Consider the following 26,323-nt stretch of genomic DNA (forward strand, 5'->3'; position numbering starts at 1 on the left):
CCACCCGCCCCTGCGGGTGTGGGTGTGGATCGCGGCCACCGTGGCCCTCGCCGTCGTCGCCGCGCTGCTGTGGCGCGGCTCCGACGCGGCAGCCACCGAGAGCACGACCGCGGCACCGGCCGACGTCCCTCCCGGGACGCCGGCCGGTGCCGTCTCGCCCGCCTGGTCGGCCGACGGCGGCCCGCTGCCGGCCGACGTCGTCGAGGCGGGCCGGGTCGTCGTCGGCTCCGAGCACGGGGTGCGCGCACTCGACGTGGTCTCCGGCGAGGAGGCCTGGCACTACACCCGGAGCAACGCCCGGCTCTGCGGGCTGACCGTCACCGACGGCCTCGCCGTCGCGGTGTTCCGCACGGCCTCGCGCTGCGACGAGGCGGTCGCCCTGGACGCGGGGACCGGGGTGCGGGCCTGGACCCGGAGCCTCGGGCTGCGCGGGGACGCCGTCCTCACCTCGACCGCGAGGATCGTCCTGGCGAGCAGCCCGACCGGGGTCCTGACCTTCGATCCCGTCGGCAACAACGTGCGCTGGCGCGCGGGCGCCCCCGAGGGGTGCCGGTGGCTGGACGCGGCGGCCGGCAGCGCCGGCGTCGCCGTGCTGCAGCGGTGCGAAGACGCCGACGAGGTGCAGCTGCGCCTCTACGACGGCTTCGAGGGCACCGAGCACTGGACGATCGACGTCCCCCTCGACGGGGCCGACGAGGCGCTCCTCCTGGGCGCCGGCGAGCTGATCGGCGTCCGGGTGGGCGGCGAGGCGCGACTGTTCGCCCCGGGCGACGGCGCTTTCCGGACCGCCCTCGCGGGAGACACCGGGGAATCCGCGGGACTGGCGTCGGCTGCCGGACTGGCGCTCGTGCACGTCGGCGACACCGTGTGGGCGATCGACCCCGGCACGGGCGAGCCGCGATGGAGCGCGCCGGCGAACGGTGCGCCGGCGGTCACCCAGGACGCGGTCGTGGTGCCGACCGGTGAGGGCTTCGTCCTGCACGACGCGGTCACCGGCGCCGAACTCTCCCGCTGGGCCACCCCGTCCGTGCCGGCCGACGGCGTCGCGACCGTCATCGGGCCGGTCGTCGTCCTCCGGCTGGACGACGAGGTGCGCGGCTACCGGTAGCCCGGACCCCCGACCGGGGTGGCCCGTCGCGGCCACGTCCCGGGAAAGGGCACACTCGGGGGCATGGTGCTGCCCGGTGCTCCCGAGTCCGCTTCCCCGCCCTCCGTCGCCCCGACGGACCTGCGCCAGCTGGCCGACCACGACGCCGCCTCGCGGACGTTCGAGGGCGGCGTGGGTCCCCTCGCGGCGCTGGACACCGGCCCGGGCGCCGAGGGCACGGTGCTGATGGTCGCGGGCTACACCGGCAGCAAGGAGGACTTCGCGCCGCTGCTGGCTCCGCTGTCCGCGTCGGGGTACCGGGTCGTGGCCATCGACCAGCGCGGCCAGTACGAGTCACCGGGCCCGGACGACCCTGCCCGCTACACGGTGGCCGAGCTCGCGGAGGACGTCGTCGTCGTGGCCCGCGAGCTGGCGGCGGAGGCCGACGGGCCGCTGCACCTGCTGGGCCACAGCTTCGGCGGGCTGGTCACCCGGGCCGCCGTCCTGGCCGCGCCCGAGCTGTTCACCTCGTTCACGCTGATGGGCTCCGGCCCGGCCCAGCTCACCGGCGGCCGGGCGGAGCTGCTCGACCACCTCGGTCCGCTGCTCGAGGCCGGCGGTGTGCAACTGGTCCACGAGACGATGGAGCAGCTGGCGATGACCGACCCGAAGGCGCAGGCGGTGCCGGCGCCCACCCGGGAGTTCTACGCCCGCCGGTTCCTGCGCAACTCGGCGGCGGGGCTGAGGGGCATGGCCGACGCGATGCTCGGCGAACCGGACCGGGTCGAGGAGCTGAAGGCGACCGGGCTGCCGGTGCTCGTGCTCCACGGCGAGGCCGACGACGCGTGGATGCCGCACGTGCAGGCGGAGATGGCCCGGCGGCTGGGTGCGCGGCACGAGGTCGTCGAGGACTCCATCCACTCGCCCGCCGTCGAGAACCCCGCCCGGACCCTGGCGGTGCTCTGCGACTTCTGGTCCGGCGTCGCGGCGCGCTCGTGAGCCGGCTGCCCTCCCGGACCGACTGGACCGCGGAGGAGGACCGCCTCGGGTTCTTCGGGCCTGACAGCGTGACGTGGCGCGTGCACGCCGACCCCTCGTTCTCCGTCGGCGGGCTGCGGGCCCTGCTGCTCCAGGCGCTGCACCCGGTCGCGATGGACGGCGTCGCGCGCTTCTCGGTGGGGTTCACCGAGGCGCCGTGGCCGCGGCTCATCCGCACCGCGGCCTACGTCGACACGCTGACGTTCGGCACCCGCACGGAGGCCGTGCGGGCCGTCGCGCGGGTGCGCGGCATCCACCGGCGACTGGGCGGGACCGAGGAGACCACCGGACGCACCTACCGGGTGGACGACCCGGACCTCCTGCTGTGGGTGCACTGCTGCGAGGTCGACTCGCTGCTGTCGGTCGCCCGCCGCGCCGGTGTGCCGCTCACCGACGACGACGCCGACAGGTACGTCGCCGAGCAGGTGACCGCCGCCGGACTGGTCGGCATCGACCCGGCCGACGTGCCCGACTCGGTGGCCGCTCTGGCGGCGTACTTCGAGCGGATGCGGCCCTCGCTGGCGCTGACCCCGGCGGCCCGCGACGCCTACCGGCTCGTCGTGCTGCCGCCGATGCCGACCTGGGTGCGCTTCCTGACCCCGGCGCAACCCGCGTGGGGCGGGCTGGCCTCGCTGGCGGTCGCGCTGCTGCCGGTCTGGGCGCGGCGGATGTACTCGCTGCCCGGTCTCGCGCTCACCGACGTCGCGGCCACGCCGGCGCTCAAGGCGTTCCGGCAGACGGTGCTGCGGCTGCCGCTACGGGCCCAGCGCTCGCCGATCGTGTGGGCCGGCTTCGAGCGGGTGGGCGCGCAGCGGCTCAGCGCCTGAGCGGACCTCAGGCCGGGAGGTCGTCCTCCTCGGCGAGGAAGCTCCACGGCTCGCGGGCGGGCTCGGCGGCCTGACCGGCCGGGCAGGCGGGCCGGAAGTCGCACCACCCGCACTGCCGGCCGGGCACGACGGGGAACGCCTCGTCGGGGTCCTGGCCGGCGGTCACGGCCTCCGTGGCCGCCTGGATGTCGATCGCGACGTCCTCGGCCCGGCGGGCGTGGTTGGCCAGCGACTTCTCGGTGTGGTCGAACCCGGCCACCGTGCCGCTGGGCAGGTGGTGCAGTTCCACCCGCGAGCAGGGACGGCGCAGCGTCCGGCGGACGGCGAGCACGTACAGGGCGAGCGCCTGGGAGCCGCGCGCCTCGTCGTCGGTGCTGGGCATCCGGCCGGTCTTGTAGTCGACGACGACCAGCTCCTCGCCGCGCTCGTCGATGCGGTCGACCCGGCCGGACAGCGTCATGCGCTCGGTGGTCGTGCTGACGGTCCGCTCCCGGGCCCGCGGCTCGACCGTGGGGTCGAGCTCGGCCACGTAGTCGGTCAGCCAGCCGGCCGCCCGGGCCCGCCAGCGGTCGGACTGCTCGTCGTCGCGGAAGCCGACAGGTGACCAGGCGGCGTACAGCAGCTGCCGGGCCGCCCCCGCAGTGCGGCGCTCCACCGGCAGGTCGTACCACTGGGCCAGCACCTGGTGCAGCGCCGTCCCCACGCTGTGGTGCGCGAAGCGCGGGCCGCGGGGTGGCAGCGGACGGTCGACGTTGGCGAACCGGTAGCGGCGTGGGCAGTCGGAGAAGTCCGACAGCGACGTGGGCGAGGCCCTCAGCAGCCGGCGCGGCATGCCCGGCAGGACCACCTGCCCGGCGTCCGAGGGGTTGCGCATGCCGCCACGGTAGCCAGGGGGACGACGGTTCCGCGTCAGTCGCGGAACGGCGCGGCCCCGGTCCCGGCGGCCAGCAGCGCCTCGAACTGGCCGGGGTCGGTGGTGCAGGCGCCGATCGGGGTCGTCTTGTTCGTGCCGTGGTAGTCGCTCGACCCGGTGACGAGCAGGCCCAGCTCGCCGGCGAGCCCCCGCAGGTGCCGCCGCTCCTCCTCGCTGTGGTCGGGGTGGTCGACCTCGAGACCCAGCAGACCCGCCTCCGCCATCTCCGCGATCGCGTCGTCACCCACCACCCGGCCGCGCTTGGTGGCCAGGCCGTGCGCGAAGACCGGCACTCCCCCGGCCGCCCGGACCAGCGCGATGCCCTGCCGCACGTCGGTGTCGGCCTTGGTCACGTAGTAGGGGCTGCGGTGGTGCAGCAGCGTGGCGAAGGCCGCGTCGACCGACTCGACGACGCCGGCGCGCACGAGAGCGCGGGCGACGTGCGGCCGGCCGACGACCCCCCCGGCGGAGGCCTCGACGATCTCGGCCCACACGACGGGATAGCCGTCACCCGCCAGGGCGTCGACGATCCGCTCGCCGCGGCTGAGCCGTTCCTCGCGCAGTCGCGCCCGCTCCGCCGACAGCGCCGGCGACAACGGGTCGAAGAGGTAGGCGAGCAGGTGGACGCTGATCGGGGGCTGGTCGTCGGGAAACCACCGGCAGGACAGCTCCATGCCGGGGACGACGGTCAGGCCGGCGGGGCGGGCTCCCTCCGCCGCCGCCCACCCGTCGGTGGTGTCGTGGTCGGTGAGCGCGACGACGTCCAGCCCGGCGGCCCGCGCCGTGCGCATCAGCTCGGCCGGGGTCTCGGTGCCGTCGGACACCGAGGAGTGCGTGTGCAGGTCGATGCGCATCAGGTCCCACCCTGCCGCACGCCGGCGGCCCGCACGCGCCGGGGCGAGGTCACTCCGACGGCGGGATGGGCTCGGTGTCCCGGCGCACGGGCACGGACCGTGGCAGCGGCGGTGGCGGTGGCGGATCGGGGTTCCCCTCGTCGTCGCCTCCGGCCGCGCCGCCCCAGTCGGCACTGAACAGCAGCCCGCTGACCGCCCGGTACACGTCCTTCGCATCGGGCATGAAGGTGATGTGCCGCAGCGCCTGGTCCTGGCCGGCGGACTCGAACCGGAAGCTGCCGTAACCGAGGATCTGCCCGAAGAACGTCTCCTCCCAGGTGAGGTCGGTGATCCGGCGCAGCGGCAGCAGCGTGACGGTGCGGACGATGACGCCGGAGGTCAGCAGCACCCGCCGCCGGGTGACGATGAAGTGCCGCATCCACCACTCGCCGACGCGCAGCCCGTAGTAGGCCAGGGAGCCGAGCACCACGACGAGCCCCACCACGCTGGTGAACGCGTTGTCGGGATCGAGCAGGAACAGCCAGCCGCCGGCGAGGAACACCGGCAGGAAGCGGAGCGTCGGCTCCACGAGGACGGCCCAGTGCCGCCGGGTGGCCAGCACCACCTGCTCGTCGTCGAGCAGGTACTTGGCGGCGTCCTTGCTCGCGCGGCCGGGGAGCGCGGGAGGCGCGGTCACGTGCCCTCCTCGCCGGCGCTCGTCGGCCACGCGCCCGGAGGCGCTGTGTGCCTGCGTGACCTCGCACGCTCGGTCACGTGGACCTCAGGCCAGGGAGCCGACGAACTCGGAGAGGGACGTCGCCGCGTCACCGAGTGCCGTTCCGGCGGTGCGCACCATGTCGGCGGAGTCCTCCGGGTTCTGGATGACGTACCAGACGGCGAAGGCGATCACCAACCAGGTGAGGACCTTCTTGAGGTTCACCGCCACCTCCGGGGGGCTCGAACGAACAGGCCGGAAGGAGCGCCGAGCCTGCGTGGGAAGACCCGCCTGAGCTGCGGCGGACGCGTTCGTCACATGGGTAACACAGACACCGCCAGCCACACCCGCGACGCGCCGATCATGACCGGAGCGGGCCGCGGCGAGGCCCGGCCGGCTCAGCGGCCGGGCAGCAGGTGTTCGCTGGCCGGGCCGAGCGGCAGGTCGGGATAGATGCGTTCCCGCAGGTCCAGGAGCCGCGGCTCCTCCGCGAGCAGCCAGGCGGCGTTCATGGGCCACAGCACCAGCCACAGCCACACCCCGTACGCCTCCCCCACGAACGCGGCCCGGTCGTCGGTGGTCGGGACGGCCCACAGCGGGGCGCGCTGCCCGGCCGCCTCGACGGCCACCGACGAGGGGCCGTCGATGACGTCTCCGGGATCCAGACCGGACAGGCCGGCATAGCCGCAGCCCACGCCGGTACCCGGCTCCTCGGCCACGAGCACGAGCTCGGCCGAGCCGCCGAGCGGCGCGGGGCCGGCGGTGTCGACGACGATCGCGCGGGCCCCCGGCTCGCCGCCCCAGGCCAGGCCGGTCACCGACCAGCCCGCGGGCATGGGGTCGGGCACCCATGCCGGCACGCGCGCGTCCGCGGTGACCGCCGCGATGGCGTCGTGGGCCACCAGCACGGTGTGGTGCAGCGGCGTGACGGCGCCGTGGACGTGACACCAGGCCTGCGCCGCGGCACCGGGGCGGACCCTCAACTCCTCGCCGCAGCGGGGGCAGACCGGGGACGCGCTCATCGGGCATCACCGTCCAGTGACGGACCGGAATCGTCAAGCGCAGCCGAGGAACTGCGGGGCGCACGCCGATCGACCGGGCCGGCCCGGTCGGGCTGCTCCCCCGTAGCGTGGCGTGCCATGTCCACGGAACTCCCGGTGGTCCCCTGCGTCGGAGCCGTCGTCCTGGACGAGGCCGGCCGGCTGCTGGTCATCCGTCGCGGCCACGCCCCGAGCGCCGGGATGTGGTCGGTGCCCGGCGGGCGCATCGAGCCGGGTGAGGCCCCGGTGGAGGCCGTCGTGCGCGAGGTCCGCGAGGAGACCGGCCTGGCGGTGCGCCCCGGCCCGGTCGCCGGGCGGCTCACCATCCCCGGTGACGGCGTCGTCTACGACGTGACCGACGTCGTCTGCACCCTGCTCGACCCGGCGGCCGAACCGGTCGCGGGAGACGACGCCGACGCCGTGCTGTTCGCCGACGCCGTCACGTTGGACCGACTCTCCTGCACCCCGCGCCTGGTCGAGACGTTGCGGCAGTGGGGGGCCCTGCCCGGCTGAGCGGCCGAGCGGGCCCCCGTCGTCGCGGTCAGCCGCGGGGCGTGGGCTCCGGACGGCCGGGCTGCTCGCCGCCGCGCGCCTCGCCGTAGGAACGCTTGGGCACCATGACCTTGCGGCGGAAGATGCAGACGACGGTGCCGTCCTGCTTGTAGCCGATCGTCTCGACGTGGACGATGCCGCGGTCGTCCTTCGACTTGGACTCGGTCTTGTCCAGCACGGTGGTCTCGCCGTAGATCGTGTCCCCGTGGAACGTCGGGGCGACGTGCCGCAGGGACTCGATCTCCAGGTTGGCGATCGCCTTGCCCGAGACGTCCGGGACGCTCATGCCGAGGAGCAGCGAGTAGATGTAGTTGCCCACGACGACGTTCTTGCCGAAGTCGGTGGTCTTCTCCGCGTAGTTCACGTCCATGTGCAGCGGGTGGTGGTTCATCGTGATCAGGCAGAAGAGGTGGTCGTCGTACTCGGTGATGGTCTTCCCGGGCCAGTGCTTGTAGACGGCGCCGACCTCGAACTCCTCGTAGTACCGACCGAACTGCATCTGCTCACTCCTGACCTCGACCGACCCGCCTGGACTGCCCCGAATCCTACGGACGGCCCGGCGCCGCACCCGCCGGGAGCCCGGAGTCGACCCGATCAGGCGTCCCGGTGACGACTCAGAGCAGCTCGAGAGCCGTCCCGAGCTCCTGCGTGGCGTACCAGGCCAACTCGTGCCCTTCGGCCTGGTCGACGACGAACTGCGCGTCCTCGCTGCCCAGGTCGGCCTCCAGCACGACGTTGACCGCGGCCCGGACGTCGTCCTCGGCCTCGCTGCCGTCGATGTGGGCACTGGCGACGTCCTGCATGCGGACGTCGGCGCTCACCCGCACCGCCCCCCGCTCGACGTGCGGATCGTCCATGGGGGTCACCTCGCCGTCCGGCACGTCCGCGGCCAGGACGACCCGGCGCCGGATCGCGACCGGGTCGATGTCGAGCAGCCGCAGGCTGGCCCGCGCGGCGGTCAGCAGCGCGGCGTACTCCAGCTCCTCCACGTCGGCCCGCGGATCGCTGCGCTCGTAGAACTCACGGAGCTGCGGCGTGACGGCGAACGCCGTGTGGGGGCCGGTCAGCCGGCCTTCCTCCACCAGGGTCCGCAGCACGGACGTGGTGGCCGGCAGGTACACACGCACCCCGGGTACCTCCTCGATCGATGGGGAACCGACGCTAGCCCTGCCGGGGGCGGGACCGCCGCGCCGGTCGTGGCGACCCCGGCGGTGGCCCGCCGGTCAGCCGGCCGCCTCGAGCAGGTCGTCGACCTGCTGCTCCACCAGGTCGGCCAGCACGTCCACGTCGCCGACGCTGTCCCGGTCCGCGTTGAAGCCGAAGAACACCGTGCCGTGGTAGCTGGTCATCCCGATCGCCAACCCCTGACCTCGCGCCAGGGGGACGACCGGGAAGACCTCGAGCATCTCGCCGCCGGCGGCGTACAGCGGCACCTGGGGTCCGGGCACGTTCGTGATCACGAGGTTGAACATCCGGCGGGAGAGCCCGCGCGCCGCCCTGGCACCGAGGGCGTGCAGCGTCGACGGCGCGAACCCGGTCAGGGCGATCAGGTGGTCGGCGGACCTCCTCGACCGCCCCCCGCCGAGGCCGCGCATGGCGTAGCCGAGGCGGGCGAGCCGGACCCGGGGGTTGGGCTCCCCCACCGGCAGATCCACCAACCGCGACGACACCCGGGGTGCCGCCCCGGCCTCGTCCTCCTGCAGCGCCATCGGCACCAGCGCCCGCACCGAGGTGCCGGAGACCACGGGCTCCCCGCGGGAGAGCAGCCACTCCCGCAGGGCTCCGGTCACCGCCGTCAGCAGGACGTCGTTGACCGTGCCGCCGTGCACTGTGCGGATCCGCTTGATGTCGTCGAGTCGGGCGCGGGCCACCGCGACCCGGCGCTGCCGGCCGACGGGCGAGTTGAGCGGGGTCCGCGGCGCCGGGAGGACGGTCGAGCTCACCGTGCGGACGATGCTGCCGGCGATGCTGCCGACCCGCCCCGCCGTGGTGCCGACGTCGGCGACGGCTGCCCGGACCGTCTCCACGACCGCTGACGGACGACGCAGGTACTCGTCCAGCGCCTGCAGGACCAGCTCCGTCCCACCGGGCGCCCGCGCCGGCCGCCAGTCCACGGGCTCGGGTGCCACGGCCCCCGGGTCGACGTCGAGCAGCACCTGGCCGATGTCGATGGCGCTGAGCCCGTCGACGAGCGCCGGATGCGTCTTCGTCATGACCGCGACCCGGTTGCCGCCGAGACCCTCGATCAGATAGGCCTCCCAGAGCGGGCGGTTGCGGTCCAGCGGACGCGAGGTCAACCGCGACACGAGATCGAGCAGCTGAGCCTCGGTCCCCGGCCGTGGCAGACCCGACCGCCGCAGGTGGTAGCTCAGGTCGAAGTCCTGGTCGTCGACCCACACGGGATTGGCCAGGTGACCCGGCACCACCGCGACCCGCTGCCGGTAGCGCGGCACCAGCGCCAGCCGGGCCTCGATCAACGCGGCCAGGGCGTCCAGTCCGCCGGGCGGCGTCTCGAGCACGAGCAGGCCGCCCACGTGCATGGGCGTCCCGGGCTCGTCGAGGAAGACGAACGAGGCGTCCAGCGAGCTCAGCCGCTCGACCATCGCACTCCTCACAGGTCGGGGGCCGAGTGCACACGCTACGACGGCGGACCGGGCGCGGGCACGTCGGCGGTCAGTCGGCCCGGCGGGCCCGCCGTAGCCCACGGCGTTCGTTCGCGGGCTCGGTCACGTCCGCCACCGAGGCGGCGAGAGCCCGGAGCGCGGCGCGCAGCGGTGAACCGGGAGCGGCCTCGGCCAGCGTCAGCCCCGCCGCGAGCGCCGCGTCGGTCGCCCGGCGGTCGGCGGGCAGGAAGTGCGCCACCTCGCGGCCGGTGAAGCGGGCCACGGCCGTGGCGATCTCCTGGCGCGGGTCACCGGGGACCGGCCCCCGCCGCACCTGGTTGACGACCAGGACCGGCTCGACCTCGGGCAGCGCCTCGCGCAGGTCGTCGAGCGCCCGCACGCTGCGCTGCAGGGCGACGGGGTCCGCGCCGCTCACGCACAGCACGGTGTCGGCGGCCTCCAGCACCGCCAGGGTGGCGCCGTTGCGCCGGGGTGCCGCCGTGTCGAAGGACAGCTCCTCGTCGTCCTCCAGGTTGAACCCGCAGTCGACGACGGTCAGCTCGGCCAGCCGCCGGGCCTCCTCCAGCACCGTCGCCACCGCGTGCGGACGCAGCTCCGGCCACCGGTCGGCACGCGCCAGACCGGTGAGCACGCGCAGGTGCGGGCGCACCGCCCACGCCAGGCGCACCAGCGCCGCCGCGTCCAGCGTCCCGACACTCGCCTGGCGTGCCGCCCCGGCGAGTCCGGGCGAGTCGTCCAGCAGTCCCAGCACCTGGGCGACGACGCCGCCGTAGACGTCGGCGTCCACCAGCAGGGTGGACACACCCAGCCGGGCCGCCTCGTCGGCCAGCCCCACCGCGACGGTCGTCCGCCCCGGCGCGCCGGTCGGCCCCCAGACCGCCACGAGCCGGCCACGACCGGCCGGCCGTTCGTCCTCGACCTCCGGCACCCCCAGCGCCGGCAGGGCCGCGCGGAGATCGGCCACGTCGCGGGACACGGACGGCACCCCGGCGACCGCCTCCCGGAGGGCCCGTGCGATCACCTCCGCGTCCGCGTCCGCGGGCAGCACGTACGGGACGCCGAGCTGGCGCAGCCGCTGGGCGGCCCGCTCGTCGCCCGGCTCCACCAGGCCCACGACGGCCACACCGGCGGCGGTCAGCCGGGCCACGGCGTCCCCGTCGAGCCGCCGCAGCTCCGCTGACAGCAGCGCCGCCTGCCCGGTCCCGGTCGCGGCGGCCGCGAGGAGCTCCGACACGTCGACGCACCGCCGGACCACCGTGACCCCGTGGTCGGAGCGGTCCAGCGCGCCCACGAGAGTGGACTCCCACGACGCCCCCGTGACGGCGGTGAACACCTGGACGGCCATCAGCCCGTCGGTCCTGCCGGCGACGTGGTCGCGGACGCACCGCCGGACGAGGCCGACGGCACGCGGCCCGGGCCCTCCGACCCGGCGTCCACCGACGTGTGCACCACGACGACCAGCGGACGACCACCGATGGCGGCGAGCACGTCGGCCGCCTCGTCCGCCGCGACGGAGACGACCACCTGGACCGTCGTCGTGGGGGTGGACAGCACACCGTCGGTCCGACCGGACAACGCCTGCACCGGTGCCCGCTCGACGACCAGGGTGACCTCGCCGCCGGTGACCGTCGTGGCGCCCACGGCCGGATCGGCGACGGCGTACACGTCGACCAGCTCACCCCGCTGCAGCCCCGGCGGCACGTACCCCGCCTGGACGGGGAGCGCCACCTGCACCAGCTCGGCCGGCTCCTCGAGCGCCGATCCGGGGATCAGCTCCCCTGCACGGACGGCGCGGCCCAGCGTCCGGCCCTCCGGGCGCGTACCCGTCGAGAGGTAGGCGTCGGCCGCGTCGTCGAGTCGCACGTCGACAGCGACCAGGTCGTCGCCGTCCAGTTCCGTTCCGGCGGCGAGGTCACCGGCGGCGGCCCACACCGGGACCGTCGCGTCCGCCGCACCCACCACCCGGGCACCGAGCAGGACGGATCCCAGGACCAGCAGCACGCCGAGCAGCAGCCTCAGGTCCAGCCAGCGCGGCGGCCGGACGCGGCGCGGCGTCGGTCCGGCCGGGAGGCCGGTCGCAGCCGTCGGTGACGGAGCAGGACGGACGGCGGTCACAGCACGGTCACCTCTCGAGTGCGTCGAGCGCGACGCGGCGCGTCGCCCGCTGTCGACGCGACATGACGGCATTCGGGTGCAGATGATGCGTCATGGGAGCAGGTGCCCGCTGCCGTCATCCACACGTTCGGGTGTGGATGACGGACACGGGTCACCGGTGCGGCTGACAGACTGGCGGCACCGGACGGAGAGGACCTCATGCCCACGCCCCGCTTCCTGACGCTGGACGACGTCGCCGAGATCCTCAACGTCTCGTGGTCGCAGGCGTACGCCCTGGTGCGCCGCAAGGAGCTCATCGCCATCCAGATCGGCGGCCGCGGCCAGTGGCGGGTCGAGACCGACGAGCTCGAGCGCTTCATCCAGCAGAAGTACGCCGAGGCACGCGCCGGCACGGTGCCCCCCGCCGAGTCCGAGGACGCCGAGCCGGCTGCCGACACGACAGCCGATACGGCACCCGCCGACCGCTGACCCGTCCAGCGCGTCGGGTCGCCGAGGACCTGTGAGCTAATCCAGCCCGGGCGTCGTGGTGCGGACCAGGGCCACCGCGTCGATGACGACCGCGCGCACCCCCTGCACCGCCTCCGCACGCCGGTGCAGGTCGGCGGAGTGCTCGGCCAGTTCCACGTAGTCCGCGCCCACGCGGTCGATCGTGCCGACCAGCACGGTCCCGTCGTCCAGCACCAGGTGCAGCGCGGCGCGGTCGCGCGCCAGCCCGCGCAGCGCGCGGCGCAGGTCCAGCCGTCCCCGGACCGGGCCGGCCTCCTCCGCGACCGCCGTCCGCCGGCCGAGCCCGCTGACCGCGCGCACGGCGGACGAGGCGATCAGGCACTCCTGGCCCCGGTCGTCGGCCACCAGCACCCAGTCGGAGCCCACGTCGACGAGGACGCCGGCGACCGGTCCGGCTCCCCGGCAGAGCAGCACGACCGGTGATCCGACGGCCCCGCGGAGGCGGTCGGCCAGGCGCAGCGCGCCCACCTCCACCCGCGCCCGGGACGACGACTCCGCTCGCTCGGCCGCCTCCTGCTCGGCCTCGAACCGGGCCTCCAGGTCGGCGAACAACTGCTGCCACCGCATGTCCTCACCTCCGCGTGCAGCGTAGATCCCTGTTGATGGTTGCGTTTGGTTGCGTTTGGTTGCTTTAGTTGTCGACGACCGAGTGGAGGGAGTAGTCATGACCGGCCGCCGACTGGTGGGGACCGCCGCGACGACGGGCAGCGTCGGGCTCGCCCTGTCGCTGCTCACGCCCTCGTTCCCGGAGATGACCGGAACCGTCCTCGCCGCCCAGCGGATGACGGACGCCGCCGGAGCGGAGACCCTCGTGCTCGCCGCCGTCGGACTGCTGGCCTGGACCGTGTGGGCCTGGGGCGCGCTCGGTCTCCTGCTCACCGCCGCTTCCGCGCTCCCCGGCGCACTGGGCGCGGCCGCCGACGTGCTCACCCGGGGCGTCCTTCCCGCAGGAGCCCGTCGCGGAGCCGCCCTCGCGCTCGGTCTGGGGCTCGGCGTCGCCGCTCCGATGGCCGGCACGACCCTGCTGATCGCCACGGCTCCGGCCGCGGCCGCCGGGGCCGCACCACTGGCGGTGCCCGAGTGGCCGACCGCCCCCGGCACCGACGTCGGCGCGCTGCCCGAGTGGCCGGCCGGCGAGGACGCGGGCGAGGCGACCCCGTCCTCAGGCGGTGCCCGAGTACCCGACTGGCCCGCGGTCCCCGGGGTCGACAGCCCGCCCTCGGACGGACCGACCGTCCCGTCCGGGCCGGACGCTCCCGCACCCGGGGCGCACGTCGTCCTCCGCGGTGACTGCCTGTGGGACATCGCCGCCGCCGAGCTGACCGCCCGTCTGGGCCGCACCCCCACGGACGGCGAGACCGCCCGGGCCACGCACGCGTGGTGGCTCACCAACGCGGCCGTCATCGGGTCCGACCCGGACCTGCTCCTCCCCGGCCAGGTGCTCCGGCCGCCGCCCTGAGCCGCCTGACCCGCTGACCGTCGCCTCCGCCCCCTCGATCCGGGAGACCGCCATGACCGTGCCCGTCCACCCACCCGCTCCACCGGCCACCGACGGCTCCGCTCCGTCGCGCCCGTCCCTGCGGCTCGTCCGCGTGGCGACGCCCCAGCCACCTCTGCAGGACGAGCGGCTGCCGGTGCGCCTCGTCCTCCCCGGCGTCGCCGTGCCCCGGCCGCCGCACCGGCCCGGCCCACGACCCCGGAGCGCCGCCTCGGCGTTCGCCCGACAGGACGAGTTCGGGCCCGCCTGGTCCGCCAGGGACGATCTGCCCCCGGCAGGGGACGCCGGCCGCCGAGTGCTGACCCTCGCCCTCGAGGCCCTCTCCGGCCGCCGGCCGGTGACTCAGCTGCAGCCGGTCACCTCGCCGGGGCTGTTCGCCGCACTGTCCGGCCGCCGGCCCCCGCGCTGGTGCGCCGAGGGCACGGCCCCGCTGCTCGTGGGACCCGTGCACGTCTGCGAACCCGTCGACGGCGTGGCCGAGGTCAGCGCCGTCGCCCGCCGCGGAGGGCGGGCGCACGCGGTGGCCGCCCGCCTGGAAGGCGTCGACGGCCGCTGGCGCTGCACCGCCCTGCAGATCGGTTAGGCCGCGTCCGGAGGCTCGCCCCGAGCCTGCGAGGGGTGAGTGGGACGGGGTCCTTCTGGCCCCGCCGACCTGGTGGTCGGCGGGGCGTCGCGGGAGCGGCTCGTCGCGCCTAGTTGGCGCCGGCCGCCCCGTGGCACTGCTTGTACTTCTTGCCCGAACCGCACGGGCAGGGCGCGTTGCGCGGGGTCTCCTTGGTGCCGCTCACCGTCGCCGTCTTGGCCGCCTTGGTCCGGCCGCCGTCCTTGGCCGAGGCGTCCAAGCTCGGCGCGGAGTAGGTGAGGTTCTCCGGCGCGCGCCGCGCCTCGTCGAGGCCCTTGACCGAGATCTCCGGCCCGGTGCCCGATGCCGACGGCGTCGGACCGGCCGGCGCTCCGGTCGGCGCCCCGGTCGCGGCGGCCGGCTCGGACTTCCGCGCCGTCCCCGTGCGCCGTGCCGTCGGAGCGGCCGCCGCGGAGCCGGACGCCTGGGCGGCCTGTGCCTCCGCCGCCTGCCGGGCGAGCACCCGCGCGGTGCCCTCCTGGGCCGCCGCCAGGGCCTTGGCCTCCGCCTCGTCCTGCTTGGCCTTGGCCTCGGCCGCCTGCTCCTCCTTGGTCTTGACCTCGAGGTTGAACAGGAAGCCGACCGACTCCTCCTTGATGCCGTCGAGCATCGCGTTGAACATGTCGTAGCCCTCGCGCTGGTACTCCACGACCGGGTCGCGGTTGGCCATCGCGCGCAGGTGGATGCCGGCCCGCAGGTAGTCCATCTCGTAGAGGTGCTCGCGCCACTTGCGGTCCATGACGCTGAGCAGCACGCGCCGCTCCAGCTCGCGCATGACCTCGGAGCCGAGCGCCGTCTCCCGCGCCTCGTAGGCGTTGTGCACGTCCTCGAGCAGAGCGGACTTGAGGTCCTCGGCGGAGAGCTCGGTCTGGTCGCCGCCGGCCACCCGGTCGAGGAGCTCCTCGACCGTCAGCCCCACCGGGTAGAGCGCCTTGAGCCCCGTCCACAGCTGGTCGAGGTCCCAGTCCTCGGCGTACCCGGTCTCGGTGGCCCCGTCGACGTAGGCGCTGACGACGTCGTCGCACATGCCGCGCAGCTGCTCGTGCAGGTCGGCGCCCTCGAGCACCTTCCGGCGCTCGTCGTAGATGACGGTGCGCTGGCGGTTCAGCACCTCGTCGTACTTGAGGACGTCCTTGCGGACCTCGAAGTTCTGCTGCTCCACCTGGGTCTGCGCCGAGCGGATCGCGCGGCTGACCATCTTCGACTCGATGGGCTGGTCGTCGGGCACCCGCAGGGTGTTCATCATCGACTCGAGCATCGGGCCGTTGAACCGGCGCATGAGGTCGTCGCCGAGGGAGAGGTAGAACCGCGACTCCCCCGGGTCGCCCTGCCGGCCGGAACGGCCGCGGAGCTGGTTGTCGATGCGGCGGCTCTCGTGCCGCTCGGTGCCCAGCACGTACAGGCCGCCGGCCTCGACGACCTCCTCGTGCTCCGCCTTGACCTGCGCCTTGGCTGTCTCGAGCGCCTCGTCCCAGGCTGCCTCGTACTCCTCCGGCGTCTCGGCCGGGGAGAGCCCGCGGGCGCGCAGCGCCTCGTCGGCGATGAACTCGGCGTTGCCGCCGAGCTGGATGTCGGTACCGCGGCCGGCCATGTTGGTGGCGACGGTGACCGCTCCTGCCCGACCGGCCATCGCGATGATCGCCGCCTCACGGGCGTGGTTCTTCGCGTTCAGGACCTCGTGCGGGATGCCCCGGCGCAGGAGGAACTTCGACAGGAGCTCGGACTTCTCGACGCTGGCGGTGCCGACGAGGACCGGCTGGCCGTTCTCGTGCCGCTCGGCGATGTCGTCGACGACGGAGTCGAACTTGGCCTTCTCCGTCTTGTAGATGACGTCGGACTGGTCCTCGCGGATCATCGGCCGGTTGGTCGGGATCGGGACGACGCCCAGTTTGTAGGTCTGGTGCAGCTCGGCGGCCTCGGTCTGGGCCGTGCCGGTCATCCCGGAGAGCTTCTCGTAGAGCCGGAAGTAGTTCTGGAGGGTGATCGTGGCGAGCGTCTGGTTCTCGTCCTTGATCTTCACCTTCTCCTTGGCCTCGATGGCCTGGTGCATGCCCTCGTTGTAGCGGCGACCGGAGAGCACGCGACCGGTGAACTCGTCGACGATGAGGACCTCGCCGTTGGTGACGATGTACTGCTGGTCCTTCTTGAACAGCTCCTTGGCCTTGAGCGCGTTGTTCAGGTAGCCGATCAGCGGGGTGTTGACCGCCTCGTAGAGGTTGTCGATGCCGAGCTGGTCCTCGACGAACTCGACGCCCTCCTCGGTGACGGCGACCGTGCGCTTGGCCTCCTCGACCTCGTAGTGCACGTCGCGCTTCATCATCGGCACGATGCGGGCGAACTCGCCGTACCACTTGGCGCTGGTCTCCGCGGGGCCGCTGATGATCAGCGGGGTGCGCGCCTCGTCGATGAGGATCGAGTCGACCTCGTCGACGATCGCGAAGTGGTGGCCCCGCTGCACCAGGTCGGCCTTGCTCCACGCCATGTTGTCGCGCAGGTAGTCGAAGCCGAACTCGTTGTTGGTGCCGTGGGTGATGTCGCAGGCGTACTGCTCGCGGCGGATGGCCGGCGCCTGGCCCGAGACGATCGTGCCCACGTTCAGGCCCAGGAACCGGTGCACCCGGCCCATCCAGTCGGCGTCGCGCGAGGCGAGGTAGTCGTTGGTGGTGACCACGTGCACGCCGTTGCCGGTCAGGGCGTTGAGGTACGCCGGCAGCACACCGGTGAGGGTCTTGCCCTCACCGGTCTTCATCTCGGCGATGTTGCCCAGGTGCAGCGCCGCGCCGCCCATGAGCTGCACGCGGTAGTGCCGCTGGCCGAGGGTGCGCGACGAGGCCTCGCGGACGACGGCGAAGGCCTCGGGCAGGAGCTCGTCCAGCGACTCGCCGTCGGCGTACCGCTCCTTGAACTCGTCGGTCTTGGCCCGCAGTTCCGCGTCGGTGAGGTCGGTGTAGTCGTCGGCCAGCGACTCGACTGCATCAGCGATCTTGGAGAGTCGTCGGACCTGCTTGCCCTCGCCGGCGCGGAGGATCTTCTGGAACACCACGGCCCCAGCGTAGGCGTGCCGCCCGGGAACGTGGCCCGTCTCCGGTCCGAACCGCCCCAGCAACTCCTCTAGCCTCCCGGGGTGTCCCGCGATCCGCACGACCTCGGCCCCGATGCGCTGGCGTTCCTGGCCGAGCGCCACCTGGCCACGTTGACCACGCTGCGTCCCGACGGCAGCCCGCACGTCGTCCCGGTCGGGGTCACCTTCGACCCGACCACCGCGACCGCCCGCGTCATCACCTCGGGCAGCTCCGCCAAGGCCCGGCACGTGCGGCAGGGGCAGGCCCGCGTCGCGGTCTGCCAGGTGGACGGCCGCCGATGGCTCACCCTCGAGGGGACGGCGGTGGTCCGCGACGACGCCGTCTCGGTGGCCGACGCCGTCGAGCGCTACGCCCGGCGCTACCGCACACCCCGGGAGAACCCGGCCCGCGTCGTGCTCGAGATATCGGTCGACCGGGTGCTCGGCAACGCCTGATCATGAGCCGGTGGATCTGTCCCTGATCGACCTGCCCACGGAGGTCGTGCGCACCGGACGGCTCGTGCTGCGCCCCTACCGTGCCGACGACGTCGACCCGGTGTACCGCGCCTGCCAGGACGCCGGCATCCAGCGGTGGATCGGGACGATCCCGGTCCCCTACACCGAAGCCCACGCGCTCGAATTCATCGAGACCACTGCCGCCGAGCGGGCCGAGCACAGGGCGCTGATCGTCGCCGTGGAGGCCGACGGCGAACTGGTCGGGTCTGCCGGCCTGCACCTGCGCCAGGGCCTGCTCGGTCCAGCCGTGGGCTACTGGATCGCGCCCTGGGCACGCGGCCACGGGTACGCCGCCGAGACGGCCCGTGGACTGGCCGACTGGGGCCTGGGGCTGGGCGCCCCGAGGGTGCATCTGATGGCCGACGTCGACAACATCCCCTCGCAGGCGGCGGCCCGGCGCGCGGGCTTCACCCATGAGGGCGTGGTGCGGTCCTGCCTGGAGTACCGGGACGGCAGCCGCGGCGACGCGGCGCTGTTCTCCCGGCTCCCCGACGACTGACGCGGGGCGCGGCCGGCGGCCGCGCCCCGCCCGGTCAGACGGTGACCGGCTCCGGTACGGCGGACGGCGTCTGCGCGGTGCCGTCCTGGGACACCGGCGCGAGCCGGATGAGGCCGTAGTCGTAGGCGTGCCGGCGGTAGACGACCGTGGGCTGCCCCGTGTCGGCGCACTGGAACAGGTAGAAGTCGTGGCCGACCAGCTCCATCTCGTGGAGCGCCTGGTCGACGGTCATGGGGATGGCGGGGTGGTGCTTCTCGCGCACGATGCGGCCGGGCAGGTGCTCGTCCGGGTCGGCCCCGTAGGGAGTGCCGTCGAGCTCGGGCTCGGCAGGTCGCGCGTTGTCGGTGACGAGGGCGGCGGTGTCGAGCACCCCGCTGTCGGCCATCCGGACGCTCGCCGGGGTGCGCCGTCCGTGGTGCACGCGGCGGCGATCGGCGGCCCGGCGCAGCCGGTTGTCGAGTTTGGCCACGGCCTGGTCGAGGGCGGCGTAGAAGTCCGGCCCGGCTGCCTCGGCCCGGACGACGGGCCCCTTGCCGCGGAGGGTGATCTCCACCCGCTGGCAGTTGTCCGACTGGCGCGGGTTCTTCTCGTGGAAGAGCTCCACGTCGATGCGCTGCATCTTCAGTTTGCCGTCGAAGCGGTCCGTGGAACCGACCTTGTCCTCGACGTGCTGGCGATAGTGCTCGGGAACCTCGACATTGCGACCACGTACGACGATCTCCATGAGACCTCCCGGTGAGAATCCGGCGTTGGGTCGCTTCGACGCTAGTCCCTCCGGCGCGGTCACGACAGTCGATCAGCGGGATCCCCGGAACGACCCGGGACGGGGTCCGTCGGGCCTGCGCGGAGGGTTCATCCGACGTGCGCGGGCGGGCTCCCTCGGGGTCGCGGCGACGACCGCTCCGAGGACCGGAGGGCCGCCCGGCCGCCCCAGCGCGGCCAGCACCGAGCCCGCCTCGGTGAGCGTGGCGCCACTGGTGACGACGTCGTCGACCAGCACGATCAGCTCGTCGACGGCAGCGGGACGCGCACCGTCCGCCAGGGCGAAGGTGCCGGCCAGGTTGGCCCGGCGCTGCGCCACCGACAGGTCCGCGGAGTCACGGACCCGTCCGCGGCGGCGGAGCGACCGGCAGGAGTCAGCGGGCAGCCCCGCCGCTCGCAGTTCCCGGACCGCGTGCGCCGTCAGCTCGCGGACGTGGTCACGCCCCCGCTCCCGGAGCGCGGCGGCGGAGCCGGGCACCGGCACGAGCAGCACCCGTTCCGGCGCCGGGCCCGGGACGGCCGCGACCACCGCGGCGACGGCCAGAGCCAGCGCCGTCCCCAGGGGCCGGGCCAGCTCGGCCCGACCGCGTTCCTTGAACGCGAGGACCGCCGGCCGCACCGGCCCCTCGTAAGCGCCGGCGGCGACCGTCGGCGGGAAGCCCTCGGGGAAGCGTCGCGGCGTCGCCAGGTGCGGGCGCGCGAGGAGACCGGCGCAACGCGGGCAGAGCAGGCGGCCGGGCAGCCCGCACCCGGCGCAGGTCCGCGGCAGCACGAGGTCCACGAGCGCGGACCATCCCGAACCGCCCATCCGTCACAGCGTGGCCGCGTCCGCTCAGGAACGGCAGGTCGCTCCCCCGTATGTGGATGACGACCGGCGGTGCACAGGGGCCGGGAGCTCAGAGGGGGTAGAAGGGCGCCGACCCGCGGATCGGTTCCCGCCCCCGCACGAGGGTCACCCAGGTGCCCCCCGTCGACCACTGCCACAGCGTGTCGTCGGCGACGACCAGCGGTGGGCGGCCCGGCGCGGCTCCGAGCGAGGTCGGGGACGCCGGCAGGCCCGCGTTCCGCTCCCGCTTCAGCCCCCAGCCGTCGACGCCGAGCGAGTACGGCGCTTCGTCCCCCGGGTCGCCGGCCAGCACCCACAGCTCGCCGCTGGAGCGCCAGGCCACGTCGACGACCGACGAGAGGCCGGGTGCCACCTCGGGGAGGTCGCGGACGTAGACCTCTCCGAGATCGCGCCGGACCGTCCCCACCCGGAGCCGCGCACCGGCACCCTCCAGGTCGGCCACGATCATGGCGACCCGGACCCCGTCCGGGGAGAGTTCGATCACCTGTGCGGGCCCGAGGGCCGCCAACGACGGGACGCTGACCGACTGGACCACCGGCTCCGACTCCGCCACGCGGACGACCTCGGAGCCGTCGCGCACCACCCAGGCCTCCGGGAGCGTCCGGGCGACCGTCGGTGCGCTCAGCGTCCGGCTGCCGCCCTGTTGCACCAGCTGGAGCTCGCCGCCGTAGCGGCCGGCCCACAGGCTCTCGCCCGACTGCTCGGGGCGCACCCCGACGAGGTAGGTCAGCTCCCCGCTCCGGGCGTCGGTGGACACCGCGGCCGAGGTGAGGCCGTAGAACCCGGTGCCGGCCGGGCCGGGTGCGTCCTCGTCGTCGACGGTGCGCAGGCGGCCGTTCTGCAGGTAGTGCCCCACCGCGTCCACCGGCGCGGCATAGGGGTCGAACATCTGCCAGTCCTCGGTGGTCTGCTGCGCGGGAACACCCTCGAACTCCACGGGCTCGCCGTCCACGCTGATCGTCACCGAACGGATGCGGGGTGCCTCCAGCTGGGTGAGGGACCAGGTCAACTGGGCGCAGAGCTCGCAGAGCTCCGTCGCGGGGTCCACCTCCACGTCCGTGAGGTCGACCAGCGCCGTCTGCCCCTCGACGCTGACCCGCCGGGCCAGCTGCGCCCCCTGGAGCGGATTGCGCACAGCGTTGACCAGCGTCGCCGAGGGCCCCTCGAGAAGGCGCTCCACCAGCGCCGTCGGCTGGGCCTCCCCGCCGATGAGGTAGCGCGGGTCGGGCACCAGCTCCTGCCCCGTGGGGTCGAGGAAGTAGGCGTCGACCGCGTCGTACAGCCGCTCGAAGTCGAGCCGCAGCATGATCAGCCCGTCGTCCGGATCGGCGATCCGCCACTCACCGTCCACCTCCGCGAGCTGGAAGTCGGGGGTGAAGGACTCCGAACTGCCCGTGGCGACGGCGAAGGACCCGCGCGCGTCGACCGTCCCGACCGCCTGCGCCGTGACCTGGACCATGCCCGCCGCGGTGGCGACCGCCGCGTAGTCGGACTCGATGACCGTGATCCTCGCGGCGTCGGACCACGACCTGGCCGCCTCGGGAGTCAGGTACTCCCGGGCGACGGGGTGGTTGCGCACGCCGCTCGCCGAGGCGTCGATGAACCCGCGGACGATCTCCTCGGGCGTCGCGCCGGGCGCCGGTGAGAGCAGCGGGATGCCGACATCCCGGGCCGGTCGCTCCGGTGCCTGCGTGATGGGGACCGTCGGGGAGGACGTCGGCACGATGGAGCACGACGTCAGCCCCAGGAGCACCGCGGCGCCGAGCGCCGGAAGTCCCGCCCGCCGCCTCATCCCGGGCTCCCCGGGCGGCGCACGACGACCGGCCGGAGCGGCAGCGGGGAGCTGCTGAGCTCGCCGCCGACGGTCAGGGGCACCGTGAGCCGGAACTGGGCGCCGGAGCCGGGTTGGCCCCAGACCTGGAGCCAGCCCCCGTGCAGCCGCGCGTCCTCGAGGCTGATGGACAGCCCCAGCCCGCTCCCGCCGACGCTGCGCACGCGGGAGGGGTCGGCGCGCCAGAAGCGGTCGAAGACGTGCTGCGCCTCGGCCGAGGTCAGCCCCACGCCGTGGTCCCGCACGGTCACCGCGGCGGCGCTGCGGCTCGCGGCCAGCGTGATCTCCACCGGGTGGCCGGCGCCGTGCTCGATGGCGTTGCCGACGAGGTTGCGCAGGATCCGCTCGACCCGGCGCCCGTCCACCTCGACGATGACGTCCTCGTCGGGGCGCTCCACGACCAGCTCGCACCCGTGCCGTCCGGCCAGCGCGTACATGCCCGCGGCCACCCGTGCCACCAGCGCACCCAGGTCGGTGGACTCCGCCTCCAGCACGGCGGCCCCGGCGTCGTACCGGCTGATCTCCAGCAGGTCGGTGAGCAGGCCCTCGAAGCGGTCGAGCTCCGCGCGCAGCAGCTCGGCGGACCGGGCCACGTGCGGCGCGAAGCCCTCCCGCGCCTCGTGCAGCACGTCGGCGGCCATCTGCACCGTGGTCAGCGGGGTGCGGAGTTCGTGCGACACGTCGGAGGTGAACCGTTGCTGCAGCTGGGACAGCCCCTCCAGCTGGGTGATCTGCCGCTGGAGGCTGTCCGCCATCGCGTTGAAGCTGGTGGCCAGCCGGGCGAGGTCGTCCTCGCCCCGCACGGTCATGCGTTCCTCCAGCTGCCCTTCCGCCAGGCGCTGGGCGGTCCCGGCGGCCCGCCGCACGGGATCGACCACCAGCCGGGTGACCAGCACACCGATCCCGACCACGAACAGGGTGAGGGCCAGGCCGCTGATCACCACGGTGCTGCGGATCAGCGACAGGCTCTCCGCCTCCTGGGCCAGCGGGAAGATGTAGTACAGCTCGATCTGCTCGACGCCGACGGTCCCGCCGCTGACGGGCGAGCCGACCACCAGCGAGGGCCGGGGATCCCCGGTCTCGTCCGGGATCTCGTCGTACTTGTAGGACTGGGTGCCCGCGTCGACGTCGGCGCGCAGGTCATCGGGGAGCGCCTGGTAGATGTAGGGCCGGCTCGGGCCGGGGATCTCGACGTCGCCGGTCCGGTAGATCATCACGACGTCGAAGTCGCCGGCCGCGCCGCCCCGCTGCCGCAACTGGTTCACGGTGCGGTCCAGTGTCGAGCGGACGGTCGACCGGTCACCGGTCGCGATGCCGGCCACCTCGCCCTGGGCGTAGCGCACGCCGACCTGGGCCTGGTCCACGGCAGCCTGCCGCTTGACCGAGAGCAGCTGGTCGCGGATCTGGCTGAACAGCACCAGGCTCACGATGATCACAACGGTGCCGGCCACCACCATGGTGATGGCGCCGATGCGCACCTGCAGCGACGAGCGCCACGCATGAAGGGCACGCCGTGCCCACGGCCGGGTCACCGCCTGGATGTGCCGACTGAGGGCGGCGCCTCGCCGGCGCAGCCTCCGGGCGACCACCGCCACGCCACTCCCGAGAGGACGCCGGGGCTCGGGCGGGCCGGCCGTGCCGGTGTCCGCCGGAGGCGTTCTGGTGGCGGTCACGGGGCCATTGTTCCGGAACGGGCGCCCTAGGCGGGGAGGCCCGAGCCGTTCCCGCGATGTCCGGATCCTGCGGGCCCGCTCACGGCGGGCCGGCCTTGTAGCCGACGCCGCGCACGGTCAGCACGATCTCGGGCCGCTCCGGGTCCTTCTCGATCTTCGCGCGCAGCCGCTGCACGTGGACGTTCACCAGGCGCGTGTCAGCGGCGTGCCGGTAGCCCCACACCTGCTCGAGGAGGAGCTCCCGGGTGAAGACCTGGCGCGGCTTGCGGGCCAGGGCGACGAGCAGGTCGAACTCCAGCGGGGTCAGCGCGACCGGCACCCCGTCGCGGGTCACCTGGTGGGCCGGGACGTCGATCTGCACGTCACCGATCGCGAGGCTCTCGGCCTGGCCGGTCTCGCCCCGGCGCAGCTGGGCCCGCACGCGCGCGACGAGCTCGACCGGCTTGAACGGCTTGGTGACGTAGTCGTCGGCCCCGGCCTCCAGCCCCTGGACGACGTCGATCGTGTCGCCCTTCGCCGTGAGCATCACGATGGGGACGGTCGACTGGGTGCGGATGTCCTGGCAGATCTGCAGGCCGTTGCGGCCGGGCAGCATCAGGTCCAGGAGCACCAGGTCCGGGCGGGTCTGCTGGAAGACCCCCACGGCGCGATTGCCGTCGGAGACGAACGCGGGTTCGTAGCCCTCCCGGCGCAGCACGATGCCGAGCATCTCGGCGAGGGCGGCGTCGTCGTCGACGACGAGGACACGGCCTCGGCTGGGCCCGTTCTGGGGAGCGGTTGGCGGCACGAGGCCCATTCTGCGCTGTGGAGCAAGGAAAGCGGCCCACCCATCCGGGTGAGCCGCTCTCCTTACCTACCTGACGTGCGGGAACAGCCAGCCGGAAAGGCCCCGTCCAGAGGCTCGCCCCGAGCTTGCGAGGGGTGAGGGGGACGGGGTCCTTCGACTCTTAGTAGCGGTAGTGGTCGCTCTTGTACGGGCCCTCGACCGGCACGCCGATGTAGTCGGCCTGCACCTTGGTCAGCTCGGTCAGCTGCACGCCGAGCGCGGGCAGGTGCAGCCGCGCGACGTGCTCGTCGAGCTTCTTGGGCAGCACCGTGACCGTGGGCGCCTTGCCCTCGTAGGCGGCGCGGTTGTTCCACAGCTCGATCTGGGCCAGCACCTGGTTGGAGAACGAGGCGCTCATGACGAAGCTGGGGTGGCCGGTGGCGTTGCCCAGGTTCAGCAGGCGGCCCTCGGAGAGCACGATGATCGTGTGGCCGTCCTCGAACCGCCACTCGTCGACCTGCGGCTTGATCGTCGTCCGGACGACGCCCGGGGTCTTCGCCAGGCCGGCCATGTCGATCTCGTTGTCGAAGTGCCCGACGTTGCCGATGATCGCCTGGTGCTTGGTCCGGCCGAGCAGGTCGGCGGTGATGATGTCCTTGTTGCCGGTGGTCGTGATGATGATGTCGGCCTTGCCGATGACCTCATCGAGGGTGGCCACCTCGTAGCCCTCCATCGCGGCCTGCAGGGCGCAGATCGGGTCGATCTCGGTGACGATCACGCGGGCACCCTGGCCGCGGAGCGCCTCCGCGCTGCCCTTGCCGACGTCGCCGAAGCCGCAGACGACGGCCACCTTGCCGCCGATCATCACGTCGGTGGCGCGGTTCATGCCGTCGACCAGCGAGTGCCGGATGCCGTAGAGGTTGTCGAACTTGCTCTTGGTGACCGAGTCGTTGACGTTGATCGCCGGGAAGAGCAGGCGGCCGTCGCGGGCGAGCTCGTAGAGCCGCATGACACCGGTGGTCGTCTCCTCGGTGACGCCCTTGATGCCCTGGCCGATGCGGGTCCAGTACGAGCCGTCCTGGGCGATCGTGCCGCGGAGGGTGTCGAGGATGACCGCGTACTCCTCGGAGTCGGCGTCGGTGGTGTCCGGAACGGCGCCGTCGGCCTCGAAGCGGGTACCGAGGTGGACGAGCAGGGTGGCGTCACCGCCGTCGTCGAGGACCATGTTCGGCCCGATGACGTCCCCGCTCTCGTCGCGGAACTCGAACAGCCGCTGGGTGGCCCACCAGTACTCCTCCAGCGTCTCGCCCTTCCAGGCGAACACGGGGACGCCGTTCGGCTGCTCGGGCGTGCCGTCGCCGACGGCGATCGCCGCGGCGGCGTGGTCCTGGGTGGAGAAGATGTTGCAGCTCACCCACCGGACGTCGGCGCCGAGCGCCGTGAGGGTCTCGATGAGGACGGCGGTCTGCACGGTCATGTGCAGCGAGCCGGCGATGCGCGCGCCGGCCAGCGGCTGGGCGTCGCCGTACTCGGCACGCAGCGCCATCAGGCCGGGCATCTCGTGCTCGGCGAGCTGGATCTCCTTGCGGCCGAAGCCTGCGAGGGAGAGGTCGGCGACCTTGTAGTCGGCCTCGCCGGTGGGGGTGGTCAACGTGCGGGTGCCAGTGCTGGCGGTCATGAAAGCTCCAGGGTGGTGCCCGGCGCGCCGGCCGGGCGATGCAGTCGGATGCAGGGTCGCTTCGATCCCCGATCCCGGGGAGAGCGAGCATGCCGAGGCTTCGGCGGGGCTCGTGCCGTTCCCCAGGATAGACGAAGGACCCAGCCCTCCTCACCCCTCGCGCGCTCGGGGCGAGCCTCTGGGCGGGGCCGAAGGTCAGGATTCGCAGCCCACGCCGTCGCCGTCGCGGTCGAACTTCGGCTCCCAGCCGGGGTCCCCGGCCCGGATCGGGGCCGCTCCGGCGGCCTTGACCGCCGTGCAGTTGGCGTAGGACGGCGCG

General features: G+C 73.9%; 28 protein-coding genes. 9 read left to right on the plus strand and 19 right to left on the minus strand.

Annotated elements, in window-relative coordinates:
• The 3 genes from BN344_RS09920 to BN344_RS09930 form a co-directional block, all read left to right on the plus strand.
• The coding region (locus BN344_RS09920) for a PQQ-binding-like beta-propeller repeat protein (RefSeq protein WP_040338390.1) at positions 1-1,108 on the plus strand (1,108 nt) is incomplete at its 5' end.
• 63 nt (positions 1,109-1,171) lie between these two features.
• Positions 1,172-2,086: an alpha/beta fold hydrolase gene (locus BN344_RS09925; protein WP_040338391.1), complete on the plus strand. Its 915-nt coding sequence runs from the start codon at positions 1,172-1,174 to the stop codon at positions 2,084-2,086.
• The gene (locus BN344_RS09930) at positions 2,083-2,952 is read left to right on the plus strand and encodes an oxygenase MpaB family protein (RefSeq protein WP_040338392.1); all 870 of its coding nucleotides are present in this window, start codon (positions 2,083-2,085) and stop codon (positions 2,950-2,952) included. The genes BN344_RS09925 and BN344_RS09930 overlap by 4 nt, the downstream gene beginning before the upstream one ends.
• A 7-nt stretch (positions 2,953-2,959) precedes the next feature.
• Here the strand turns inward: BN344_RS09930 and BN344_RS09935 are convergent, their stop codons facing one another.
• From BN344_RS09935 to BN344_RS09950, 5 genes are all read right to left on the minus strand, one after another.
• A complete protein-coding gene (locus BN344_RS09935; RefSeq protein WP_040338393.1) occupies positions 2,960-3,826 on the minus strand; it encodes a RecB family exonuclease in 867 nt (288 codons plus the stop codon).
• Between the two features lie 35 nt (positions 3,827-3,861).
• Positions 3,862-4,719: a PHP domain-containing protein gene (locus BN344_RS09940; protein WP_040338394.1), complete on the minus strand. Its 858-nt coding sequence runs from the start codon at positions 4,717-4,719 to the stop codon at positions 3,862-3,864.
• Between the two features lie 49 nt (positions 4,720-4,768).
• Positions 4,769-5,395: a PH domain-containing protein gene (locus BN344_RS09945; protein WP_040338395.1), complete on the minus strand. Its 627-nt coding sequence runs from the start codon at positions 5,393-5,395 to the stop codon at positions 4,769-4,771.
• A gap of 84 nt (positions 5,396-5,479) precedes the next feature.
• Positions 5,480-5,638, minus strand: coding sequence for a hypothetical protein (locus BN344_RS20260; RefSeq protein ID WP_166518218.1), 159 nt, complete (start codon positions 5,636-5,638; stop codon positions 5,480-5,482).
• Between the two features lie 173 nt (positions 5,639-5,811).
• Positions 5,812-6,435 (minus strand): DUF6758 family protein, encoded by a 624-nt coding sequence (locus tag BN344_RS09950; protein WP_040338396.1) that lies wholly within the window; start codon positions 6,433-6,435, stop codon positions 5,812-5,814.
• Positions 6,436-6,552: 117 nt separating this feature from the next.
• Between BN344_RS09950 and BN344_RS09955 the strand changes: the two genes are divergently transcribed.
• Complete coding sequence (locus BN344_RS09955) at positions 6,553-6,966, plus strand: NUDIX domain-containing protein (protein WP_040338397.1); 414 nt, start codon at positions 6,553-6,555, stop codon at positions 6,964-6,966.
• A 28-nt stretch (positions 6,967-6,994) separates the two neighbouring features.
• Here the strand turns inward: BN344_RS09955 and BN344_RS09960 are convergent, their stop codons facing one another.
• The 5 genes from BN344_RS09960 to BN344_RS09980 form a co-directional block, all read right to left on the minus strand.
• The gene (locus BN344_RS09960; RefSeq protein ID WP_040338398.1) at positions 6,995-7,504 is read right to left on the minus strand and encodes a MaoC family dehydratase; all 510 of its coding nucleotides are present in this window, start codon (positions 7,502-7,504) and stop codon (positions 6,995-6,997) included.
• 115 nt (positions 7,505-7,619) lie between these two features.
• Complete coding sequence (locus tag BN344_RS09965; protein WP_040338399.1) at positions 7,620-8,132, minus strand: DUF6912 family protein; 513 nt, start codon at positions 8,130-8,132, stop codon at positions 7,620-7,622.
• A gap of 96 nt (positions 8,133-8,228) precedes the next feature.
• The gene (locus BN344_RS09970; protein WP_040338400.1) at positions 8,229-9,608 is read right to left on the minus strand and encodes a WS/DGAT/MGAT family O-acyltransferase; all 1,380 of its coding nucleotides are present in this window, start codon (positions 9,606-9,608) and stop codon (positions 8,229-8,231) included.
• A 70-nt stretch (positions 9,609-9,678) separates the two neighbouring features.
• Positions 9,679-10,974: an AAA family ATPase gene (locus tag BN344_RS09975; RefSeq protein WP_040338401.1), complete on the minus strand. Its 1,296-nt coding sequence runs from the start codon at positions 10,972-10,974 to the stop codon at positions 9,679-9,681.
• Positions 10,974-11,744, minus strand: coding sequence for an SAF domain-containing protein (locus BN344_RS09980; protein WP_040339045.1), 771 nt, complete (start codon positions 11,742-11,744; stop codon positions 10,974-10,976). The genes BN344_RS09975 and BN344_RS09980 overlap by 1 nt, the downstream gene beginning before the upstream one ends.
• 198 nt (positions 11,745-11,942) lie before the next feature.
• On the opposite strand from BN344_RS09980, the gene BN344_RS09985 reads away from it, so the two are divergent.
• The gene (locus BN344_RS09985) at positions 11,943-12,212 is read left to right on the plus strand and encodes a helix-turn-helix domain-containing protein (RefSeq protein WP_040338402.1); all 270 of its coding nucleotides are present in this window, start codon (positions 11,943-11,945) and stop codon (positions 12,210-12,212) included.
• Between the two features lie 36 nt (positions 12,213-12,248).
• Here the strand turns inward: BN344_RS09985 and BN344_RS09990 are convergent, their stop codons facing one another.
• Positions 12,249-12,818, minus strand: coding sequence for a hypothetical protein (locus BN344_RS09990; protein ID WP_040338403.1), 570 nt, complete (start codon positions 12,816-12,818; stop codon positions 12,249-12,251).
• A gap of 97 nt (positions 12,819-12,915) precedes the next feature.
• Here BN344_RS09990 and BN344_RS09995 point away from each other — a divergent pair, with 97 nt between their 5' ends.
• Both BN344_RS09995 and BN344_RS10000 read left to right on the plus strand, forming a co-directional pair.
• Positions 12,916-13,710, plus strand: a complete 795-nt coding sequence (locus tag BN344_RS09995) for a LysM peptidoglycan-binding domain-containing protein (RefSeq protein ID WP_040338404.1) — start codon at positions 12,916-12,918, stop codon at positions 13,708-13,710.
• 52 nt (positions 13,711-13,762) lie between these two features.
• Positions 13,763-14,332 (plus strand): Rv3235 family protein, encoded by a 570-nt coding sequence (locus BN344_RS10000; RefSeq protein WP_040338405.1) that lies wholly within the window; start codon positions 13,763-13,765, stop codon positions 14,330-14,332.
• A gap of 109 nt (positions 14,333-14,441) precedes the next feature.
• Here BN344_RS10000 and secA read toward each other — a convergent pair whose 3' ends face one another.
• On the minus strand, positions 14,442-17,414 hold the full coding sequence (gene secA / locus BN344_RS10005; RefSeq protein ID WP_040339046.1) for a preprotein translocase subunit SecA: 2,973 nt from the start codon (positions 17,412-17,414) through the stop codon (positions 14,442-14,444).
• Positions 17,415-17,495: 81 nt separating this feature from the next.
• On the opposite strand from secA, the gene BN344_RS10010 reads away from it, so the two are divergent.
• Together BN344_RS10010 and BN344_RS10015 are read left to right on the plus strand one after the other, a co-directional pair.
• Positions 17,496-17,888 carry a pyridoxamine 5'-phosphate oxidase family protein gene (locus BN344_RS10010; RefSeq protein WP_040338406.1) on the plus strand — a complete coding sequence of 131 codons (393 nt, stop codon included), beginning with the start codon at positions 17,496-17,498 and terminating at the stop codon, positions 17,886-17,888.
• Positions 17,889-17,898: 10 nt separating this feature from the next.
• A complete protein-coding gene (locus BN344_RS10015) occupies positions 17,899-18,447 on the plus strand; it encodes a GNAT family N-acetyltransferase (protein ID WP_051515767.1) in 549 nt (182 codons plus the stop codon).
• Positions 18,448-18,481: 34 nt separating this feature from the next.
• On the opposite strand, the gene hpf is transcribed toward BN344_RS10015, so the two are convergent.
• The 7 genes from hpf to BN344_RS21025 all read right to left on the minus strand — a co-directional run.
• On the minus strand, positions 18,482-19,171 hold the full coding sequence (hpf, locus tag BN344_RS10020) for a ribosome hibernation-promoting factor, HPF/YfiA family (protein ID WP_051515768.1): 690 nt from the start codon (positions 19,169-19,171) through the stop codon (positions 18,482-18,484).
• Between the two features lie 72 nt (positions 19,172-19,243).
• Positions 19,244-20,017: a ComF family protein gene (locus BN344_RS10025; protein WP_051515769.1), complete on the minus strand. Its 774-nt coding sequence runs from the start codon at positions 20,015-20,017 to the stop codon at positions 19,244-19,246.
• 88 nt (positions 20,018-20,105) lie between these two features.
• Positions 20,106-21,848 (minus strand): LpqB family beta-propeller domain-containing protein, encoded by a 1,743-nt coding sequence (locus tag BN344_RS10030; protein WP_040338407.1) that lies wholly within the window; start codon positions 21,846-21,848, stop codon positions 20,106-20,108.
• Complete coding sequence (mtrB, locus tag BN344_RS10035; RefSeq protein WP_231486707.1) at positions 21,845-23,482, minus strand: MtrAB system histidine kinase MtrB; 1,638 nt, start codon at positions 23,480-23,482, stop codon at positions 21,845-21,847. Before mtrB ends, BN344_RS10030 begins: the two co-directional genes overlap by 4 nt.
• 157 nt (positions 23,483-23,639) lie before the next feature.
• Entirely contained in the window at positions 23,640-24,347 is a 708-nt protein-coding gene (gene mtrA, locus BN344_RS10040; RefSeq protein ID WP_040339051.1) for an MtrAB system response regulator MtrA, read from the minus strand.
• 160 nt (positions 24,348-24,507) lie between these two features.
• A complete protein-coding gene (ahcY, locus tag BN344_RS10045) occupies positions 24,508-26,004 on the minus strand; it encodes an adenosylhomocysteinase (RefSeq protein ID WP_051515772.1) in 1,497 nt (498 codons plus the stop codon).
• A 195-nt stretch (positions 26,005-26,199) separates the two neighbouring features.
• Positions 26,200-26,323, minus strand: a 124-nt coding sequence (locus BN344_RS21025) for an excalibur calcium-binding domain-containing protein (RefSeq protein ID WP_166518219.1), incomplete at its 5' end; no start/stop codon positions are given.

It is taken from the genome of Candidatus Blastococcus massiliensis AP3, from assembly GCF_000582785.1.
GTDB classification, from domain to species: domain Bacteria; phylum Actinomycetota; class Actinomycetes; order Mycobacteriales; family Geodermatophilaceae; genus Blastococcus; species Blastococcus massiliensis.

What these genes read in the sequence shown, in the direction of transcription:
- BN344_RS09925 (WP_040338391.1), top strand. Translation starts at nt 1,172, where the DNA reads ATGGTGCTGCCCGGTGCTCCCGAGTCCGCTTCCCCGCCCTCCGTCGCC.
- BN344_RS09935 (WP_040338393.1), bottom strand. Translation starts at nt 3,826, where the DNA reads ATGCGCAACCCCTCGGACGCCGGGCAGGTGGTCCTGCCGGGCATGCCG.
- BN344_RS09940 (WP_040338394.1), bottom strand. Translation starts at nt 4,719, where the DNA reads ATGCGCATCGACCTGCACACGCACTCCTCGGTGTCCGACGGCACCGAG.
- BN344_RS09950 (WP_040338396.1), bottom strand. Translation starts at nt 6,435, where the DNA reads ATGAGCGCGTCCCCGGTCTGCCCCCGCTGCGGCGAGGAGTTGAGGGTC.
- BN344_RS09955 (WP_040338397.1), top strand. Translation starts at nt 6,553, where the DNA reads ATGTCCACGGAACTCCCGGTGGTCCCCTGCGTCGGAGCCGTCGTCCTG.
- BN344_RS09960 (WP_040338398.1), bottom strand. Translation starts at nt 7,504, where the DNA reads ATGCAGTTCGGTCGGTACTACGAGGAGTTCGAGGTCGGCGCCGTCTAC.
- BN344_RS09970 (WP_040338400.1), bottom strand. Translation starts at nt 9,608, where the DNA reads ATGGTCGAGCGGCTGAGCTCGCTGGACGCCTCGTTCGTCTTCCTCGAC.
- BN344_RS09975 (WP_040338401.1), bottom strand. Translation starts at nt 10,974, where the DNA reads ATGGCCGTCCAGGTGTTCACCGCCGTCACGGGGGCGTCGTGGGAGTCC.
- BN344_RS09985 (WP_040338402.1), top strand. Translation starts at nt 11,943, where the DNA reads ATGCCCACGCCCCGCTTCCTGACGCTGGACGACGTCGCCGAGATCCTC.
- BN344_RS09990 (WP_040338403.1), bottom strand. Translation starts at nt 12,818, where the DNA reads ATGCGGTGGCAGCAGTTGTTCGCCGACCTGGAGGCCCGGTTCGAGGCC.
- BN344_RS09995 (WP_040338404.1), top strand. Translation starts at nt 12,916, where the DNA reads ATGACCGGCCGCCGACTGGTGGGGACCGCCGCGACGACGGGCAGCGTC.
- BN344_RS10000 (WP_040338405.1), top strand. Translation starts at nt 13,763, where the DNA reads ATGACCGTGCCCGTCCACCCACCCGCTCCACCGGCCACCGACGGCTCC.
- hpf (WP_051515768.1), bottom strand. Translation starts at nt 19,171, where the DNA reads ATGGAGATCGTCGTACGTGGTCGCAATGTCGAGGTTCCCGAGCACTAT.
- BN344_RS10025 (WP_051515769.1), bottom strand. Translation starts at nt 20,017, where the DNA reads ATGGGCGGTTCGGGATGGTCCGCGCTCGTGGACCTCGTGCTGCCGCGG.
- BN344_RS10030 (WP_040338407.1), bottom strand. Translation starts at nt 21,848, where the DNA reads ATGAGGCGGCGGGCGGGACTTCCGGCGCTCGGCGCCGCGGTGCTCCTG.
- ahcY (WP_051515772.1), bottom strand. Translation starts at nt 26,004, where the DNA reads ATGACCGCCAGCACTGGCACCCGCACGTTGACCACCCCCACCGGCGAG.